The organism is Rhodanobacter aciditrophus (assembly GCF_050026795.1).
In the GTDB taxonomy this organism is placed as follows: Bacteria; Pseudomonadota; Gammaproteobacteria; order Xanthomonadales; family Rhodanobacteraceae; genus Rhodanobacter_A.
Genome location: NZ_JALBWP010000010.1, coordinates 769,804 through 786,841 on the forward strand (window position 1 = coordinate 769,804; position 17,038 = coordinate 786,841).

The following is a 17,038-nucleotide window of genomic DNA, read 5'->3' on the forward strand; positions in this document are numbered from 1 at the left end:
CCCCACCGCATCGACCGAAGACCCATGAACTCCCTGATCGCGCAGGCGCAGAACCGGCTGCTGACCCCCGGCGGACTCGCCACCGGCGACCTCGAGCGCGTGTTCACGCAGCTGATGGGGCCGTCGATCGACGCGGCCGACCTGTATTTCCAGCATTCGCGCAGCGAGTCCTGGACGCTGGAGGAGGGCATCGTCAAAGACGGCAGCCACTCCATCGAGCAGGGCGTGGGGGTGCGCGCAATCTCCGGCGAGAAGACCGGCTTCGCCTATTCCGACGAGATCGTGCTGCCGCAGCTGCTGGAAGCCTCCAGGGCCGCGCGCGCCATCGCGCAGGACGGCCGCGGCGCCGGTCAGCCGCTGGCGCTGGGCAACGCGCGGCAGCTGTATCCCGCGATCGACCCGGTGGAAAGCCTGCCCAACCCCGACAAGATCGCCCTGCTGCGCGAGGTGGACGCCTACGCGCGCTCGCGCGACCCGCGCATCACCCAGGTCATCGTCAGCATGGCCGCCACCATCGACACCGTGCTGATCGCCGCCTCCGACGGCACGCTGGCCGCCGACGTGCGCCCGCTGGTGCGCCTCAACGTGCAAGTGATCGCCGAGGCCAACGGCCGCCGCGAGCAGGGCTACGCCGGCGGCGGCGGCCGCTACGGCTACCGCGAACTGATCGAGAACGGCCGCGCGCTGGCCTTCGCCGACGAGGCGGTGCGCCAGGCGCTGGTGAACCTGGATTCCGTCGACGCCCCGGCCGGCCAGATGACCGTGGTGCTCGGCCCCGGCTGGCCCGGCGTATTGCTGCACGAGGCGATCGGCCACGGCCTGGAAGGCGACTTCAACCGCAAGGGCAGCTCCGCCTTCGCCGGCCGGCTGGGCCAGCGCGTGGCCGCGCCCGGCGTCACCGTGGTGGACGACGGCACGCTGCCCGGCCGCCGCGGTTCGCTCAGCGTGGACGACGAAGGCACGCCCACGAACTGCACCGTGCTGATCGAGGACGGCATCCTGAAGGGCTACATGCAGGACAAGCTCAACGCGCGCCTGATGGGCATGGCGCCCACCGGCAACGGCCGCCGCGAATCCTTCACCGCGCTGCCGATGCCGCGCATGACCAACACCTACATGCGCAGTGGCAGCCACGAGCCGGAGGAAATCATCCGCTCGGTGAAGAAGGGCCTCTACGCGCCGAACTTCGGCGGCGGCCAGGTCGACATCACCAACGGCAAGTTCGTGTTCTCCGCCAGCGAGGCCTACCTGATCGAGGACGGCAAGATCACCGCTCCGGTGAAGGGCGCCACCCTGATCGGCAGCGGCCCCGACGTGCTCACCCGCGTCTCCATGATCGGCAACGACATGAAGCTGGACGAGGGCGTGGGCGTCTGCGGCAAGGACGGCCAGAGCGTGCCGGTGGGCGTGGGCCAGCCCACGCTGAAGATCGATGCGATGACGGTGGGTGGGACGGCGGCGTGATGCCCGAGTAGCTTGATGGATTTCGATGGATAACTTATCGAACGCGGATGCAGGATCCCGCCTCCCGCAGACGGGGCGATGCCGGTGAGGTGGTTCGAGCACCGCCGCCGCCAAACCCGTAAAATGGCCGCCTCGCATGGGCTTGCCGCCCGCTCAGGATCATTCCCCGCATGAAAACCATCGAAGGCGATTTCGCCACGCCCAAGGGCCGCTTTGCCATCGTCGCGGGCCGTTTCAACGGCTTCGTCGTGGAGCCGCTGGTGGCCGGGGCGCGCGATGCGCTGGTGCGCCACGGCGTGAAGGACGACGACATCGAGCTGGTGCGCGTGCCCGGCGCGTGGGAGATCGCGCTGGTCGCGCACAAGCTGGCCACCTCGGGCAAGTACGCCGCGGTGATCGCGCTGGGCGCGGTGATCCGCGGTTCCACGCCGCACTTCGACTTCGTGGCCGGCGAGTGCGCCAAGGGCCTGGCCAGGGCCGCGCTGGATTCCGGCGTGCCGGTGGCGTTCGGCGTGCTCACCACCGACAGCATCGAGCAGGCCATCGAGCGTTCCGGCACCAAGGCCGGCAACAAGGGCGCCGACGCGGCCATCGCCGCGCTGGAGATGGTCAACCTGTACGGCCGGCTGTGATGCACGCGCGTCCCGAGGGCATCGACCTCGCCGCGCGCTCGCGTGCCCGCCGCCGCGCGCTGCAGGCGCTGTACGCGTGGCAGCTGTCCGGCAGCCACATGAACGCGGTGATCGAGCAGTTCCGCCACGAACAGGACATGGAAGTGGCCGACCTCGACTACTTCGAGGACCTGCTGCATGGCGTCGAGAAGAACGTCGATGCGCTGGATGCCGTGCTGCGCCCGCACCTCGACCGCGAGGTGGGCGAGGTCGACCCGATCGAGCGCGCCGCGCTGCGCCTGGCGGCCTACGAGCTGAAGCACCGCCCCGACGTGCCGTACCGCGTGGTGATCAACGAGGCGATCGAGGTCACCAAGCGCTTCGGCGCCGACCACGGCCACAGCTACGTCAACGGTGTGCTGGACAAGGTGGCCGCCGAGCTGCGCGCGGTCGAGAAGCGCGGCTGATGGACGCCGGCGCCCGCGCGGAAGAACAGGTGCCGGTGCTGGACACCGCGCGGCTGCGCCTGCGTGCCCACCGCCCCGACGACCACGCCGCCTGTACCGCCATGTGGGCCGATCCGGACGTGGTGCGCTACATCGGCGGCCGCCCGTCCAGCGCCGAGGAAACCTGGCGCCGCATGCTGGCCTCGCGCGGGCTGTGGAGCATGCTCGGCTACGGTTACTGGGCGGTCGAGGAAAAGGCCGGCGGCCGCTACGTGGGCGACGTCGGCTTCGCCGACTTCCGCCGCGAGATCGAGCCTCCGCTGGCGGGCATGCTGGAATGCGGCTGGGCGCTGTCGCCGCAGGTGCATGGCCGCGGCTACGCGACCGAGGCGGTGGCTGCGGCCGTCGCCTGGGCCGACGCCCATCTGCCGGGCATGCGCGCCGTGTGTCTTATCGACGAAGGCAATGCCGCTTCCATCCGCGTGGCCGCGAAGGTCGGGTTCCGCGAATGGCGGCGCACCACCTACCACGGCGGGCCTTCCCTGGTGTTCGCGCGCTGAGCGCCCCTTACTTCGCCGGGCAGTCGCGGCTGTTGTCGGCGATGCCGGCGATCAGCCAGCGGCCGTCCACCCGCACCAGGTTGAACACGTCGGTGCCGCAATGGTGCGGCTTGCCGTCGAGCAGGAAGACGTAGGGCGCCCACACCACCGCGATGTTGTCGTCGACGCGCACCTGCGGGTCGCGGATGCGCTCCTCGATGCGCGACTTGCTCGGCTTCACGTGGTCCACGAAATCGCCCAGCGCGAGCTGCACCGGCTTGCCGTCGCGCATCAGCGTGGCCATGCCGGCGGGCAGCACCTGTGCGCGCATGCCAGCCTGGTCGTAGCGCGCCATGGCGGCGAAGAACGCGCGCACCGGCGCCAGTACGGCCGTATGGCGGGTGGCGGACGGTGGCGCGGCTGCCAGCGCCGGGGCGGCGACAACGGCAAGCGGGAGTGCGGCAAGGCATAGGCGGAAGCAACGCATGGCGGGCAGGCTCCGGCAGGCAAGGTGGCGCCAGCCTTGCACGGGCGCCGCGCCGGCGCATGCGCCGCAGGTCACGGGCTTGCGTCGCGCGCGTGTGGATGCTCTGCTCTGGGGCCGCATCACCGGCAGGACCGCCATGGAATTCAGCCTGATCGACCGCATTCGCGAACGCACCGCGCAACCGCGCGACGACGTGCGCCTGGGCATCGGCGACGACGCCGCGCTGCTGGCGGTGCCCGCGGGGCAGGAGCTGGCGGTGGCGATCGATACCCTGGTCGAGGGCGTGCACTTTCCGCCGGGTACCGCACCGGCCGACATTGGCTGGAAGGCGCTGGCGGTGAACCTGTCCGACCTTGCCGCGATGGGTGCCGTGCCGGCCTGGGCGCTGCTGGCGCTGACCCTGCCGCGGCCGGACGCCGACTTCATCGACGGCCTCGCCGACGGCTTCGCGCAGCTGGCGCGCCAGCACCGGCTGGCCCTGGTGGGCGGCGACACCACCCGTGGCCCGCTTACGCTCAGCGTGGCCGTGCACGGCTTCGTGCCGCCGGGGCAGGCGCTGACGCGCGCCGGCGCCCGTGCGGGCGACTCGGTGCTGGTCACCGGCACGCTGGGCGACGCGGCGGCGGGCCTGCGCTGCCTGCAGGTGCCGATGCAGATGGACGTCCGGACGTCCATGCGCGATGCGCTGGTCGAGCGCCTGAACCGGCCGGTGCCGCGGCTGGCGGCGGGGCTGGCGCTGCGCAACCGCGCCAGCGCCTGCATCGACGTGTCCGACGGCCTGCTTGCGGACCTCGGCCATATCTGCGCGGCCAGCGGCGTGGGCGCGGAGGTCGACGCGGCCCTGCTGCCGCGTTCGCCCGCGCTGCTCGGCCTGTTCGAGGAAGCCGTTGCGCGCGATTTCGCGCTGACCGGCGGCGACGATTACGAACTGTGCTTCAGCGTGCCCGCCGCGCGCGTAGCGGAGGTGCAGACCGACCTGGCACGGCTGGGCTGCGGCGCCACGCGCATCGGCCGCATCGTGACGGGCGAGGGCGTGCGCGTGCGCGGTGCGGACGGTCGCTGGCTGGAGCCAGGACATGCGGGCTGGGATCATTTCGCCGCATGAATGCCCCCATCGAACGCAAGACGCTGACGCCCGCGCAACGCCGCGCGCTGCTCGCCACACCGGCGGGCTGGATCGCCTGCGGCCTCGGCTCCGGCCTGGCACCGGTGGCGCAGGGCAGCTTCGGCTCGCTGGCCGCGATCCTGCCGTGGCTGCTGCTGCGCGAGCTGTCGCTGCCGCTCAATCTGCTGGCCATTGTGCTGGGTTTCGCGCTGGGCGTGTGGGCCTGCGAAATGGGCGGCCGCGCGCTGGGCGTGGACGACCATCGCGCGTTGGTGTGGGACGAGTTCGTCGGCCTGTGGATCGCTTTGCTGCCTGCGCTCGCCGCGCCGTGGTGGGCGGTGGCCGCCGGCTTCGCGCTGTTCCGCCTGTTCGACGTGTGGAAGCCCTGGCCGATCCGCGAGTTCGACCGCCGGCTCAAGGGCGGCCTGGGCGTGATGGTGGATGACGTGGCCGCGGGTTCTTTCTCTGCAGTCGTACTGTGGCTCTCGCTGCGCGTGCTTTGAGCCAATCCAGGCGGTGATCGCCAGAGGGACCGGCGTTTGTTGGTAGCATCCGCGGACCGGCGGCACAGGATGGTTGCAGCCATCGACTACGCCAGCCTTCTTGCATCCTGTCCACAGGGGAGCGGATATGCGTCTTGGGAAGATCGTGTGTGGCCTGTTTGCGACGATGACGGCGGGTTTGCTCGGCGGCTGCATGCCGCCGCCGCTGATGCGGCAGCCCATCACGCAGGGACAGACGACAGTCAAGTCGATCGTGCAGGATACCGACGGTTACGCGAGCCGGCAGTTCACGCCGTTCATGTTGCCCGCCGAGGCGCGCAGCGCCATCGTCAACATGGATGCCACTCCGGCCGGGTTCGGCCGGCTGGTGGTGGATGTGCGGTCCACCAGCAGGAAGGTCGGTGGCCCCGATATCGCCGAATTCGACGGCCACTGGGTGGTTGAAAACCAGGGGAACGGCATGATGCGCAGCGTCGAAACGATGTCGGCCAACGGCATACCCGTGAGCATGACGTTGAACCTCACCTACCGGAACATTCTCAGTCTGCGTTCGCAGCTTGTGCGCCTGGACCAGACTTACGCCCCCCGGATCATCCAGACCACCGCCATTTCCCATTTCGATGCCGTCTCCAGCGGCCTCCGCCAGCTGGACTACGCGCTCACCGAGATCTACGAAGGATTGCCGCGCGTGTCGGTCGAGACCCAGACCAAGTGCGCTTTTGGTGCGGCCTTCAGCGCGGCGAACCTCAATCCGAAGATCGCCGGTTCGGCGCGCGGCCTCGACTGCGAGTCCATCAACAGGAATGGCGTGACGACCAGCAGGCTGCACTACGCCTACCTGGACAAATACGGCATCGCCATGCTGCTCGACCGCGAGAACGCCACGGCACACATCACCTTCAAGATCATGGACTTCAGCGCGATCTGAGTCCCGTCCCCGGCCATGGCAGCGGTTCGTTCCGCGATACGCTGCCATGGGCCCGGCCGTGACGTGCGGCGGTACTGGTGATCGCGCCGCGCTCCGTGCGCTGAATTCACGCCGCGCAGCCAAGGCCGCGCAGAGTGGTTTCGACGGCCTGATCCAGCGGGGTATGCGGCTCCTCGCCCAGCCAGGCCTGCAGCCGGCGGTTGTCCAGTTGCAGCGGCTCGCGCCACAGGTAGCGCATCTCGCGCAGTTCGCGCAGCAGCACCACGAACGGCGCCGCCAGCCGCGTCAGCCACCACGGGAAGGCGCGCAGCGGCAACGTGGCATTGCCGGTGGCGTGGCGCACGGCGGCGAGCAGGGCATCGCCATCGATGAAGTGGCCGGCGAAGTGGAAGCGGGCGAAACGTTCGAGTTCGCCCTCGCGCTCCAGCAGCCGCGCGACCGCCTCGCCCACGTCGGGAAGATAGGCCCAGGCGTGCGGCAGGTCGTGGCGGCCCGGGTACAACAGGGCGCGCAAGCGGCGGCCTGGCTTCGCCATCGCCGCGAACCAGTTGTTGCCGGCGCGCGGCCCGAAGAAGTCGCCGCAGCGCAGGACCAGGCTGCGCACGTCGGTGGCGTCGGCCAGCCGCCGCTCCATCGCCACGCGGATCGCGCCCTTGCGGGTCAGTGGTTGCTGCGGATCGTCCTCGGCCAGCAGGGGAAAGGCATCGGGACCGTAGTTGTAGACCGTGCCCGGCAACACCAGGCGCGCCGCGTTGGCACGGGCTGCGGCGAGGCTGTGGTCCAGCATCGGCAGCACCAGCTTGTGCCAGTCGCGGTAGCCCGGCGGGTTCACCGCGTGCACGAGCACGTCGACGCCGGCGGCGGCCTGCATCACGTCGTCGGCGTGCATCGCGTCGCCTTCGCGCCAGTCGACGCGCGGGTCCAGGCCGGGGCGGGTGGCGTCGCGCACCAGCGCGCGCACCGTCCAGCCGCGGCGCAGCAGGGCCGCGGCGATCTCGCCACCCGCGCCGCCGGTGGCGCCGAGGATCAGGGCTGTCTTTGCTGTGTTCATGGCCGTACTCCGGGTTGGGTGCGGCCAGCTTGGCGTTGGACGAGGTGTTTGGAAATTGCCTAGCGGTAAACATTTGCTATAAATAAATGTATGGGCAACGACGAGCCGGCGTGGGACCTCTATCGATCCTTCCTTGCGGTGGCGGGCGAGGGCAGCCTGTCCGCGGCGGCGCGCACGCTGGGCATGACCCAGCCCAGCCTGGGGCGGCACGTGCGGCAACTGGAGACGATGCTGGGCGTGGCCTTGTTCACGCGTTCCCCGCAAGGGCTGGTGCTGACCGACGTGGGCGCCGAACTGGCCGAGCATGCGCGTGGCATGGCCGCCGCATCCGCCGCGCTGCGGCGCGCGGCGTCAGGCAGCCGGCAGGAGGTGCGCGGCGTCGTGCGCATCACCTGCAGCGAGGTGATCGGCGGCGAGGTGCTGCCCGCGATCCTGGCCGACTTGCGCCGGCAGCAACCGGGCATCGTGGTCGAGCTTTCCTTGTCCGACGTCGCCGAGGACTTGCTGCGCAAGGACGCCGACATCGCCGTGCGCATGCTGCGACCGAGCCAGGCCGCGCTGGTGGCGCGGCGCGTGGGCGCCATCGGGATCGGGCTGTATGCGCACCGGCGCTACCTGAAGGCGCATGGCACGCCGCGCGAGATGGCGGACCTGCATGGCCATGCTCTGATCGGTTTCGATCGCGAGACGCCGGCCTTGCGCGCGATGCGCGCCCGCCTGCCGGGCGCGGAGGTGTTCACGCGCAGCCACTTCGCGTTGCGCACCGACAGCACACTGGCGCAACTGGCCGCGCTCCGTGCCGGCTACGGCGTCGGTGCATGCCAGCATGCACTGGCCCGGCGCGAGCGTTCGCTGCTGCGCGTAGTGCCTGCCTTCGCGCTGGATCTGGACACCTGGCTGGTGATGCACGAGGACCTGCGCACGAACCGCCGCGTGCGGCTGGTCTACGACCATCTGTTCGAGGCGCTGACGGCCTACGTGGCCGAGGGCGCCTGAGAGGACATCACTTTTCGTTGTGCCCCGGCCCGTAGCGCCCGTCCGGGCGGCGATACGCCGCCACGCGCGACAGCCGCGGCGTGCCGTAGGCGAATTCCAGCAACACGCGCAGCCTGGTCGTGCGCACCGGGTCGAAGCGCGTGAGCTTCTTGTGGCCGATGGTGGTGCCCCAGGCAAGCGGCTGCCATGCGCCGTTGTTCCAGGTCTCGACACGGTAGTTGGCGATGTTCTGGCCGAAGGCGATCGCCTCGCCGAGTTCCAGCGTGTCGAATTCGACGTCGCGCGGCAGCTCGATTTCCAGCCACGCGTCGCGCACGCTGTGCGCGGCGCTCCAGTACGTGTCCGGATTGGTGTCGAGCACGCTGGAGGCCGGGTGTGCGAGGTCGCTGCTGCTGGCGTGCACGCTGCCGCCTTGCAGCAGGTTGCCGGCGAACAGAGCGCTGCGCCGGGCGGCGAAGCCCTGCAGCGAGGCGACGTCTTCCGGATCGAACAGGCCGTCGCGGTTCGGCGGCACGTTGAGCAGCAGCTTGCTGTTGCGTCCCACGGTGCTGAAGTACAGCTCCATCAGACCGTCGGGCGAGCGCACCTTGTCGTTTTCCTCGGGATGCCAGAACCAGCCGGGGCGGATCGACACGTCGGATTCGCCGGGGCGCCACGCGCTGCCGTGCGGGTCGCCGTGGCCCAGCAGGTCGCCCACCCACGGGCGGTCGTAGCCGGGGTAGGGCACGCTGGCCGGGTCGATGCTGGACCAGCAGGTTCCGCCGGCCACGCCTTTCTCGTCGCCGATCCAGCGCACGTCGGGGCCGGCGTCGGAGAACATCACCGCGTCGGGCTGCAGGCGGCGCACGGTGGCGTGGATGCGCGGCCAGTCGTAGGCCTGCCTGCGGCCGTTCGGGCCTTCGCCGTTGGCGCCGTCGAACCACACCTCCACGATCCTGCCGTAGCGCGTGAGCAGCTCGGTGAGCTGGGCGATGTAGTAGTCGTTGTAGGCCTGGCCGCTGCCGTAGCTTCTGGCGTTGCGGTCCCATGGCGAGAGGTAGATGCCGGCGCCCAGGCCTTCGGCACGGCAGGCGTCGGTGAACTCGCGCACCACGTCGCCATGGCCGTTCTTCCACGGGCTGTTTTTCACTGAGTGTTCGGTGGTGGCGGTGGGCCACAGGCAGAAGCCGTCGTGGTGCTTGGCGGTGAGGATCATGCCGCGGAAGCCGGCCTGCTTCGCCGTGCGCGCCCATTGCCGCGCGTCCAGCCTGCGCGGGTTGAAGATGCTGGGCGATTCGGTGCCGTCGCCCCACTCCTTGCCGGTGAAGGTGTTCACCGTGAGATGCACGAACATCGCCAGCTCGTCGCGTTGCCAGCGCAGTTGCTGCGGCGTGGGGCGGGGGCGTGGCCCGGCGGTGGACGGCGCGGGCGCGGCGTCGGCATGGCCGGGGCGGGCGAGGCCGAGGGCGCCCAGTGATGCGGCAGCCGAGCCGGCGAGCAGGAAACGGCGACGATCCATGGAGCTTGCCTCTGCAGTGGGGGATGTCGTGACGTCAGGCCGGGTCACTATATTCAAATATGATGTATATGTTCAAATATGATCCGACGGGAAGTCGCGAGACTTGCATCGGCCCGAGGCGCCGACGCAGCATGCACAGGGATCGACCCACGCCGATCGTCCCTCGCACGCTGATGGAGCCTCCCATGCAATACCGCCGCCTCGGCCGTTCCGGCCTGCCGCTTTCCGTCCTCTCCTTCGGCGCCTGGGCGACTTTCGGCAAGAGCGTGGGGCGCTCGCTGGCGCGCGACATGCTGGCGCTGGCCTGGGACCGCGGGGTGAACTTCTTCGACAACGCCGAGACCTACGGCAACGGCGCGGCCGAGTCGCTGATGGGCGACGTGCTGGCCGACCTGCGTTTCCCGCGCGACAGCTGGTGCGTGTCGAGCAAGGTGTACTTCGGCCCTTACGACCATCCGAAACCCACCCAGCGCGGGCTGTCGCGCAAGCACGTGATCGAGGCTTGCCACCAGGCCCTGCAGCGCCTGCGCGTGGACTACCTGGATCTCTACTTCTGCCATCGCCCCGATCCGGACACCCCGATCGAGGAAACCGTGGCGGCGATGGACCTGCTGGTGCGCCAGGGCAAGGTGCTGTACTGGGGCACCAGCGAGTGGCCCGCCGAGGCGATCCGCGAGGCGCATCGCGTGGCGCACGCGAACCATCTCGCGGCGCCGTCGATGGAGCAGCCGGAATACAACCTGCTGCACCGGGAACGGGTCGAAGTGGAATACGCGCCGCTGTACGAGGACTTCGGGTTGGGCACCACGACCTGGTCGCCGCTGGCCTCGGGCCTGCTCAGCGGCAAGTACGACCACGGCGTGCCGGCCGACTCGCGGCTGGCGCACCCCGACTACGCCTGGCTGCATGACAGGGTGCTGGGCGAGCGGGGCGAGCGCGTGGCGAAGGCGCGCCGGCTGCGGCCGCTGGCCGACGAGCTGGGCTGCAGCACGGCGCAACTGGCCATCGCCTGGTGCCTGGTCAATCCGAACGTGTCCACGGTGATGCTGGGCGCCAGCCGGCTGGAACAACTGGAACACAATCTCGGCGCGCTGGAGGTGCTGCCGAAGCTGGACAAGGCGATGCGCCAGCGCGTGCTGCAGGCGGTGGGGTGAGCCTGCGACAAGCGGCTTCCGTCGCGGCGATTGACAGTCTAATGAGAATCATTATCATTAACTCAGACTGTAATCCATGCGGAGTCGCCCATGTCGATCGCCACCACCTTGAGTCTCCCTGCTGCTGCGCGGCTTGTCCGTCCGCTGCCACGTCTTTCGCTGCAGCCCCGCTCTGCTGACGCGGCGCCTGCCGTGCGCCGCGTCAGCAGCCAGTCGCTGCTGGACGGCGGGCGCGAGCTGGTGATCCAGCATCAGGGCAGCGAGTACCACCTGCGGCTCACCCGCAACGACAAGCTGATTCTCACCAAGTAGCCGCAACGGCGGGTGTTCCGGTGCGCGGGCGACAGGCCGCGTGCCCTGGTCGGGCCGGTCGGCCCTCGTGCGCGATGCCGGAGGCAGGCGATGTCGAGTCCGTGGTGGCGACAGCTGCTGCAATGTTTTCCGCGAGCCGGTTGCGAAGATGCCTGCCGATGCCGCCTGCGCATCACGCCGGCTGCCCTGGCCGCCTCGCTGCCGACACTTGGCAGTGTGCTGTACATGCCGCTGGTTGCGTGCGCTCCGGACCTGCCGCGGCGGCCGTGCGGGGTGCTGGTGGCGACGCCCGCGCTGGCGCCGCTGCTGCGCGTGCAATGGCTGCTGGCGGTCAGCGAGATCGCGCCGGACGGACCGCGGGAGTGGATCGACGGCCTCGACGGCGAGGGTCTCCCCTGCCTGCGCCTGCACCTGTTGCCGGACACCGACTACCTGGGCTGGGACCGCCTGCTGGACCGCGGCGCACCGGTGCCAGCCCTGCCGCCGCCGCACCTGCGCGCGCTGACCGCGTACCCCTTGCGCTTCCATCGGCAGCGGCTGGCCGGGTTCGACCTTTTGCGCGGCGAAGCGGTCACCCGATTGTCGCCGCTGGGCCGGCAACTGGCCGGGCGCATCGTGCGCGCGCATGCGGGGTAGGGACCAGCGCCGGTCTCGCGGGGCGTCGGCGCCGGCGCCGTGGAAATGCCGCTTGAACGCGACACCGTCGGTGGCCGGTTCCTCCAGTTCGCGGGCGTAGCGTCGGCCGGCGGAGGCCGCGTGCGCGAGCAGGCCCGGCACCCCGGCATCACCGTTGCGGCGCAGGCTGCGGATGCCGGCGCGGGCTATCCCGCCCCCGCGTCGCCGCAATTCCCGCTCGGGCGCATCCGCAGCTCCGCGCGTCGCGGGCAATGCGTGGTTGATTGCGGTGCGCGTGGCCACCGTCGCGCCGGCCCGAACACCGCCACTACCTGCCTGTCGGATCTGGGTGCTAGATTGCCGTGAACCTCCGAGGAGCTGCCGTCGCCCATGCCACGCGCCGTGTTCCCGCCACGCCACCCGGGATGCGACCCGCGCGGGCTGCCCGCATCGCCGCGGCGAGCCGGCACGTGACGGAGGCCGCCGCCACCGGCACGCTGGAGCAGGCGCTGGCCCACGCCGCGCGATTGCTGGAACGCGACCCGACGCTGGCGGCCGAACAGCTCGGCGAGATCCTGCAGGTCGCCCCCGGCCATGCGCCCGCGCTGCAACTGCTGGCGGCGGCGCGTTTGCTGCTGGGCGACCTCTCCGGTGCGCTGGCCATCCTGGTGCCGCTGGCGCAGGCCCGGCCCGAATGGGCGGCGATCCACCTCGACCTGGGGCTGGCCCTCGCGCGTGGCGGTCGCGGGCAGGAGGCCATCGCCGCGTTGCGCCGGGCGGTGGCGCTGCAGCCCGGGCTGCCGCAGGCCTGGCGCGCGCTCGGCGACTGCCTGATGGCGGCCGGTGAACAGGAGGCCGCCGATGCGGCCTACGCCAGCCACGTGCGTCATTCCACCCGCGACCCGCAATTGCTGGACGCCGCCGTGGCCCTGGTCGAGAACCGCATTCCGGAGGCCGAAGCGCTGCTGCGCGCGCAGCTGAAGCGGGCGCCCACCGACGTGGCGGCGATCCGCATGTTCGCCGAGGTCGCCGCCCGGCTGGGCCGCAACGAGGACGCGCTCAACCTGCTCGAACGCTGCCTGGAGCTGGCCCCGGGCTTCCGCGAGGCGCGCCGCAACTACGCGCTGGTCCTGCATCGCAGCAACCGGCCGGAGCAGGCGCTGGCCGAGATCGAGCGCCTGCTGGCCGCCGATCCCGCCGACGTCGGCTGCCGCAACCTGAAGGCGGTGGTGCTGTGCCGGGTCGGCGACTACGAACCGGCCATCCGCATCTACGCCGAGTTGCTGGAGAGCTACCCGGACACCCCGAAGCTGTGGGTGAGTTACGGCCATGCGCTGAAGACCGCCGGCCACCTCGAGCGCGCCATCGCCGCCTACCGGCGCAGCCTGGAACTCGAACCGTCGTTCGGCGAAGTCTGGTGGAGCCTGGCCAACCTCAAGACCTTCCGCTTCGGTGCCGACGAACTGGCCGCGATGCGTGCGCAGCTGGCACGTGCGGACCTGGCCGGGGACGACCGCCTGCACCTGGAGTTCGCCGTGGGCAAGGCGCTGGAGGATGCCGGCGAGTACGGGCCGTCGTTCCGCCATTACGCGCAGGGCAACGCGATCCGCCGCACGCAGCTCGACTACAGCGCCGACGACACCAGTGCGCGGGTGCGCTACATCCGCGGGCGCTACACGCGCGAATTCTTCGTCGCGCGTGCCGGCAGCGGCTGCCCGGCACCCGACCCGATCTTCGTGGTGGGCCTGCCGCGCGCCGGCTCCACCCTGGTCGAGCAGATCCTGTCCAGCCACAGCCAGGTCGAAGGCACGATGGAGCTGCCCGAGGTCACCTCGATCACGCGCCTGCTGCGCCAGCAGGGCGACGCCGACGAAGTCATGCCCTACCACGCGGCGCTGGCGGCGCTGGACGCCGCTGCGCTGCGCGCGCTCGGCGAGCGCTATCTCGCGCACACCCGCATCCAGCGCAAGACCGCGGCGCCGCTGTTCATCGACAAGATGCCGAACAACTTCATGCACGTCGGCCTGATCCAGCTGATGCTGCCGAACGCGAAGATCATCGACGCGCGCCGGCACCCCATGGCGTGCGGTTTCTCGGCCTTCAAGCAGCACTTCGCGCGCGGCCAGGGTTTCAGCTACGACCTCGCGGACATCGGCCGCTACTACCGCGACTACGTGGCGCTGATGGCGCATTTCGACGCCGTGCTGCCCGGGCGGGTGCATCGCGTGGTGTACGAGCGCATGGTCGAGGACACCGAGGGCGAGGTGCGCCGGCTGCTCGACTACTGCGGCCTGCCGTTCGAGGCGGCCTGCCTGCGCTTCTTCGAGAACACGCGGCCGGTGCGCACGGCCAGTTCGGAGCAGGTGCGCCAGCCGATCTATCGCGAAGGGGTGGATCACTGGCGGCATTACGCAGCGTGGCTGGAGCCGCTGGTGTCGGCATTGGGGCCGGTGCTGGAGAGCTATCCGGAGGCGCCGGAGGGGATGTAGGGGGTTCGATACCGATCGATGGTCGTGGACTAGCCTGGGGAGGGTTTATGCACACGAATGGGTTGAAGCGGATCACGGGAATGCCGCGGGCCGGATTGGCCAGGCTGCCGCTGGCGGCGGCGATCTGCCTGGCCATCGCCGCGCCGGCGCTGGCGCAGGATGCGGGGCAGGCCGCGACGTCCACCACGGCGCCGGCGGCGAAGACGAAGCCGAAAACCACGACGCTGAGCGCAGTGACGGTGACCGCGCAGAAGCGCACCGAGAACCTGCAGAAGGTGCCGATCAGCATCAACGTGCTGGAGAACGACCAGCTCGACGCGCTGCACGTGCAGAACTTCAACGACTACGTGAAATACCTGCCCAGCGTCACGTTCCAGCAGGGCGGCGGCGGCATCGCCACCGGCCCGGGCTTCGCCACCATCTACATGCGCGGCGTGGCCAGCGGCGGCAACACCAACCACTCCGGTTCGCAGCCGAGCGTGGGCGTGTATCTCGACGACCAGCCAGTCACCACGATCCAGGGGCCGCTCGACATCCACATGTACGACATCGCCCGCATCGAGGTGCTGGCCGGGCCGCAGGGGTCGCTGTACGGCGCCAGCGCCGAGGCGGGCGCGCTGCGCATCATCACCAACAAGCCGGACCCCGGCCGCTTCGCGGCGAGCTACCAGCTGGGTGTCGACAAGGTGGCGCACGGCGGCGTGGGCTACACCGGCGACGGCATGCTCAACATCCCGCTCAGCAACAGCGCGGCGGTGCGCATCGTGGGCTGGCGCGAGCATGACGCCGGCTACATCGACAACAAGGCCGGCACGCGCACGTTCCCGGTCTCCGGCATCACCATCAGCAACGCCGACGACTGCACGCCGGGGCCGATGCTGGAATGCCACGGGCACGCCCGCAACCACTACAACGACGCCAACACCCAGGGCGCCCGCGCCGCGCTGAAGGTCGACCTCGACGACAACTGGTCGATCAGCCCGACCATCATGGGGCAGCAGACGATCTCGCACGGCACCTTCGCCAGCGATCCTGCGGTCGGCGACCTCGCGGTCACCCACTTCTACCCGGAGCGTGTCGACGACCGCTGGTGGCAGGGCGCGCTGACCGTGCAGGGCAAGATCGGCAACTTCGACCTTACGTACGCCTATGCGCACCTCAAGCGCGACCAGGAGGAAGCGACCGACTACAACGACTATTCGTTCTGGTACGACACCCTGCTGTCCTACGGTGCATACATCACCGACAACGCCGGCGCGCTGATCAATCCCTCCGAATTCATCAACGACCGCGACCATTACCGGAACGACAGCCACGAGCTGCGCATCGTTTCGCCCGCCGACGACCGTCTGCGGCTGGTCGCCGGCGTGTTCTGGCAGAAACAGAAGCACGACATCATGCAGGACTACCAGATCGCCAACCTGGCCACCTCGCTGTCGGTGAGCGGCTGGCCCAACACGCTGTGGCTGACCCGGCAGATGCGCTACGACTACGACAAGGCGGTGTTCGGCGAACTGTCCTACGACATCATTCCCGACACGCTCACCGCCACGGTCGGCGGGCGCTACTTCCGCAGCGAGAACCGGCTGTACGGCTTCTACGGTTTCAGCAAGGGCTTCTCGCCGAACTCGAGCTACGGCGAGGCGGGCTGCATCTCGAACCAGCCGTTCCTCGGCGCCCCGTGCCTCGATTTCAACAAGCAGGTGAAGCAGAGCGGCTCGCTGGGCAAGTTCAACCTCACCTGGAACATCTCGCCCACCGCGATGGTCTACGCCACCCGCTCCGAGGGTTACCGCCCGGGTGGCGTCAACCGTGCCGGCGCGCTGCCGCCCTACCAGGCGGACTACCTGACCAACCTCGAGCTGGGCTGGAAGACCTCGTGGTTCGGCAATCGGCTGTCGTTCAATGGCGCGGTGTTCCGCGAGAAGTGGAACGACTTCCAGTTCAACATCCTCGGTCCCAACGGCCTCACCATCATCAAGAACGCCAATTCGGCGCGCATCGACGGGCTGGAGTCGCAGCTGGTCTGGCAGGCTACCTACAATCTCAACCTCAGCGCGGGCGTCGCGTTCTACGACGCCAAGCTGACCGCCAACTACTGCGGATTCACGGGCGCCGACGGCAACCCTGTCACCTACTGCCCCGCCGGTTCGATCAATCCGTCCAACGGCTCGGTGGTGACTGGGCCGCAGGCGCCGAAGGGTACCCAGCTGCCAATCACGCCGCGCTTCAAGGGCAACTTGGTGGCGCGCTACAGCTTCGACATGGGCGAGAACGAAGGCTACGTACAGGCGGCACTGGTGCACGTGGGCAGGCGCACGAGCGATCTGCGGCTCGAGGAGCGCAGCCTGCTCGGCGACCTGCCCGCGTACAACTCGGTCGACCTGTCCGCCGGCTTCCAGAAGGGCAGCTGGTCGCTGGATGCCTATGTCGACAACGCGTTCGACGAGCGGGCGGTGCTGTACAAGTTCACCGAGTGCGGGGTGACGATCTGCGGTGCGCACGGCGTGGTGCCGCAGTATCCGAACGGGCAGGTCTACACCGGCGTCAGCCAGCCGCGCACGTTCGGCATCCGCTTCAAGCAGGACTTCTAGGCGGCAGCGCGCTTCGCAAGGAGCGAGGAAGGGCCCCGGCTCGCGCCGGGGCCCTTCGCGTTTCCGCGTCCGCAGCGCCGGCCGGCGCCGTGTTCGTCCGATTGTCCGAGGAGTGTCCGCGGACACTGCTTCGCCCGGAGATTCCGTTCCAGGCAGCTGAAAACAATGGAGTTTTTTTGTTCCATTCGGCTGGCACGCAGCTTGCTCAACTGGTCACGTGGCCGCACTGTCCGCGGCCGGGGAACG

Annotated in this window: 17 protein-coding genes; 14 read left to right on the forward strand and 3 right to left on the reverse strand. The window is 69.8% G+C overall.

Translation table 11 applies throughout. The features are described 5' to 3' along the window. Window positions 1-24 precede the first annotated feature (24 nt). The 4 genes from tldD to ACQGNW_RS08325 all read left to right on the forward strand — a co-directional run bounded on the left by tldD (window position 25) and on the right by ACQGNW_RS08325 (window position 3,081). Window positions 25-1,464 (forward strand): metalloprotease TldD, encoded by a 1,440-nt coding sequence (tldD, locus tag ACQGNW_RS08310; RefSeq protein WP_426662647.1) that lies wholly within the window; start codon window positions 25-27, stop codon window positions 1,462-1,464. A gap of 170 nt (window positions 1,465-1,634) precedes the next feature. Next, window positions 1,635-2,096, forward strand: a complete 462-nt coding sequence (ribH, locus tag ACQGNW_RS08315; RefSeq protein ID WP_426662648.1) for a 6,7-dimethyl-8-ribityllumazine synthase — start codon at window positions 1,635-1,637, stop codon at window positions 2,094-2,096. Next, on the forward strand, window positions 2,096-2,542 hold the full coding sequence (gene nusB, locus ACQGNW_RS08320) for a transcription antitermination factor NusB (protein ID WP_426662649.1): 447 nt from the start codon (window positions 2,096-2,098) through the stop codon (window positions 2,540-2,542). The genes ribH and nusB overlap by 1 nt, the downstream gene beginning before the upstream one ends. Then, window positions 2,542-3,081: a GNAT family N-acetyltransferase gene (locus tag ACQGNW_RS08325; protein ID WP_426662650.1), complete on the forward strand. Its 540-nt coding sequence runs from the start codon at window positions 2,542-2,544 to the stop codon at window positions 3,079-3,081. Before nusB ends, ACQGNW_RS08325 begins: the two co-directional genes overlap by 1 nt. A 7-nt stretch (window positions 3,082-3,088) precedes the next feature. Here the strand turns inward: ACQGNW_RS08325 and ACQGNW_RS08330 are convergent, their stop codons facing one another. Then, the gene (locus ACQGNW_RS08330; RefSeq protein WP_426662651.1) at window positions 3,089-3,547 is read right to left on the reverse strand and encodes a nuclear transport factor 2 family protein; all 459 of its coding nucleotides are present in this window, start codon (window positions 3,545-3,547) and stop codon (window positions 3,089-3,091) included. Between the two features lie 136 nt (window positions 3,548-3,683). On the opposite strand from ACQGNW_RS08330, the gene thiL reads away from it, so the two are divergent. From thiL to ACQGNW_RS08345, 3 genes are all read left to right on the forward strand, one after another. Beyond that, window positions 3,684-4,652, forward strand: a complete 969-nt coding sequence (gene thiL / locus ACQGNW_RS08335; RefSeq protein WP_426662652.1) for a thiamine-phosphate kinase — start codon at window positions 3,684-3,686, stop codon at window positions 4,650-4,652. Then, window positions 4,649-5,155: a phosphatidylglycerophosphatase A family protein gene (locus ACQGNW_RS08340; protein ID WP_426662653.1), complete on the forward strand. Its 507-nt coding sequence runs from the start codon at window positions 4,649-4,651 to the stop codon at window positions 5,153-5,155. Before thiL ends, ACQGNW_RS08340 begins: the two co-directional genes overlap by 4 nt. 127 nt (window positions 5,156-5,282) lie before the next feature. Next, a complete protein-coding gene (locus ACQGNW_RS08345; RefSeq protein WP_426662654.1) occupies window positions 5,283-6,083 on the forward strand; it encodes a hypothetical protein in 801 nt (266 codons plus the stop codon). 106 nt (window positions 6,084-6,189) lie between these two features. On the opposite strand, the gene ACQGNW_RS08350 is transcribed toward ACQGNW_RS08345, so the two are convergent. Further along, window positions 6,190-7,134 (reverse strand): NAD-dependent epimerase/dehydratase family protein, encoded by a 945-nt coding sequence (locus tag ACQGNW_RS08350; RefSeq protein ID WP_426662655.1) that lies wholly within the window; start codon window positions 7,132-7,134, stop codon window positions 6,190-6,192. A 90-nt stretch (window positions 7,135-7,224) separates the two neighbouring features. Here ACQGNW_RS08350 and ACQGNW_RS08355 point away from each other — a divergent pair, with 90 nt between their 5' ends. After that, window positions 7,225-8,130, forward strand: coding sequence for a LysR family transcriptional regulator (locus ACQGNW_RS08355; protein WP_426662656.1), 906 nt, complete (start codon window positions 7,225-7,227; stop codon window positions 8,128-8,130). A gap of 7 nt (window positions 8,131-8,137) precedes the next feature. Here ACQGNW_RS08355 and ACQGNW_RS08360 read toward each other — a convergent pair whose 3' ends face one another. Further along, on the reverse strand, window positions 8,138-9,628 hold the full coding sequence (locus ACQGNW_RS08360; protein ID WP_426662657.1) for an alpha-L-fucosidase: 1,491 nt from the start codon (window positions 9,626-9,628) through the stop codon (window positions 8,138-8,140). 185 nt (window positions 9,629-9,813) lie between these two features. On the opposite strand from ACQGNW_RS08360, the gene ACQGNW_RS08365 reads away from it, so the two are divergent. The 6 genes from ACQGNW_RS08365 to ACQGNW_RS08390 all read left to right on the forward strand — a co-directional run bounded on the left by ACQGNW_RS08365 (window position 9,814) and on the right by ACQGNW_RS08390 (window position 16,792). After that, on the forward strand, window positions 9,814-10,782 hold the full coding sequence (locus ACQGNW_RS08365) for a potassium channel beta subunit family protein (RefSeq protein ID WP_426662658.1): 969 nt from the start codon (window positions 9,814-9,816) through the stop codon (window positions 10,780-10,782). 90 nt (window positions 10,783-10,872) lie between these two features. Beyond that, complete coding sequence (hemP, locus tag ACQGNW_RS08370; RefSeq protein WP_426662659.1) at window positions 10,873-11,094, forward strand: hemin uptake protein HemP; 222 nt, start codon at window positions 10,873-10,875, stop codon at window positions 11,092-11,094. Window positions 11,095-11,184: 90 nt separating this feature from the next. Continuing rightward, on the forward strand, window positions 11,185-11,730 hold the full coding sequence (locus ACQGNW_RS08375) for a hypothetical protein (protein ID WP_426662660.1): 546 nt from the start codon (window positions 11,185-11,187) through the stop codon (window positions 11,728-11,730). A 45-nt stretch (window positions 11,731-11,775) separates the two neighbouring features. Then, the gene (locus tag ACQGNW_RS08380) at window positions 11,776-12,075 is read left to right on the forward strand and encodes a hypothetical protein (RefSeq protein ID WP_426662661.1); all 300 of its coding nucleotides are present in this window, start codon (window positions 11,776-11,778) and stop codon (window positions 12,073-12,075) included. Between the two features lie 104 nt (window positions 12,076-12,179). Then, window positions 12,180-14,198 carry a tetratricopeptide repeat-containing sulfotransferase family protein gene (locus tag ACQGNW_RS08385; protein ID WP_426662662.1) on the forward strand — a complete coding sequence of 673 codons (2,019 nt, stop codon included), beginning with the start codon at window positions 12,180-12,182 and terminating at the stop codon, window positions 14,196-14,198. An 80-nt stretch (window positions 14,199-14,278) separates the two neighbouring features. Then, window positions 14,279-16,792 carry a TonB-dependent receptor gene (locus ACQGNW_RS08390; RefSeq protein WP_426662663.1) on the forward strand — a complete coding sequence of 838 codons (2,514 nt, stop codon included), beginning with the start codon at window positions 14,279-14,281 and terminating at the stop codon, window positions 16,790-16,792. The last annotated feature ends 246 nt before the right edge of the window (window positions 16,793-17,038 follow it).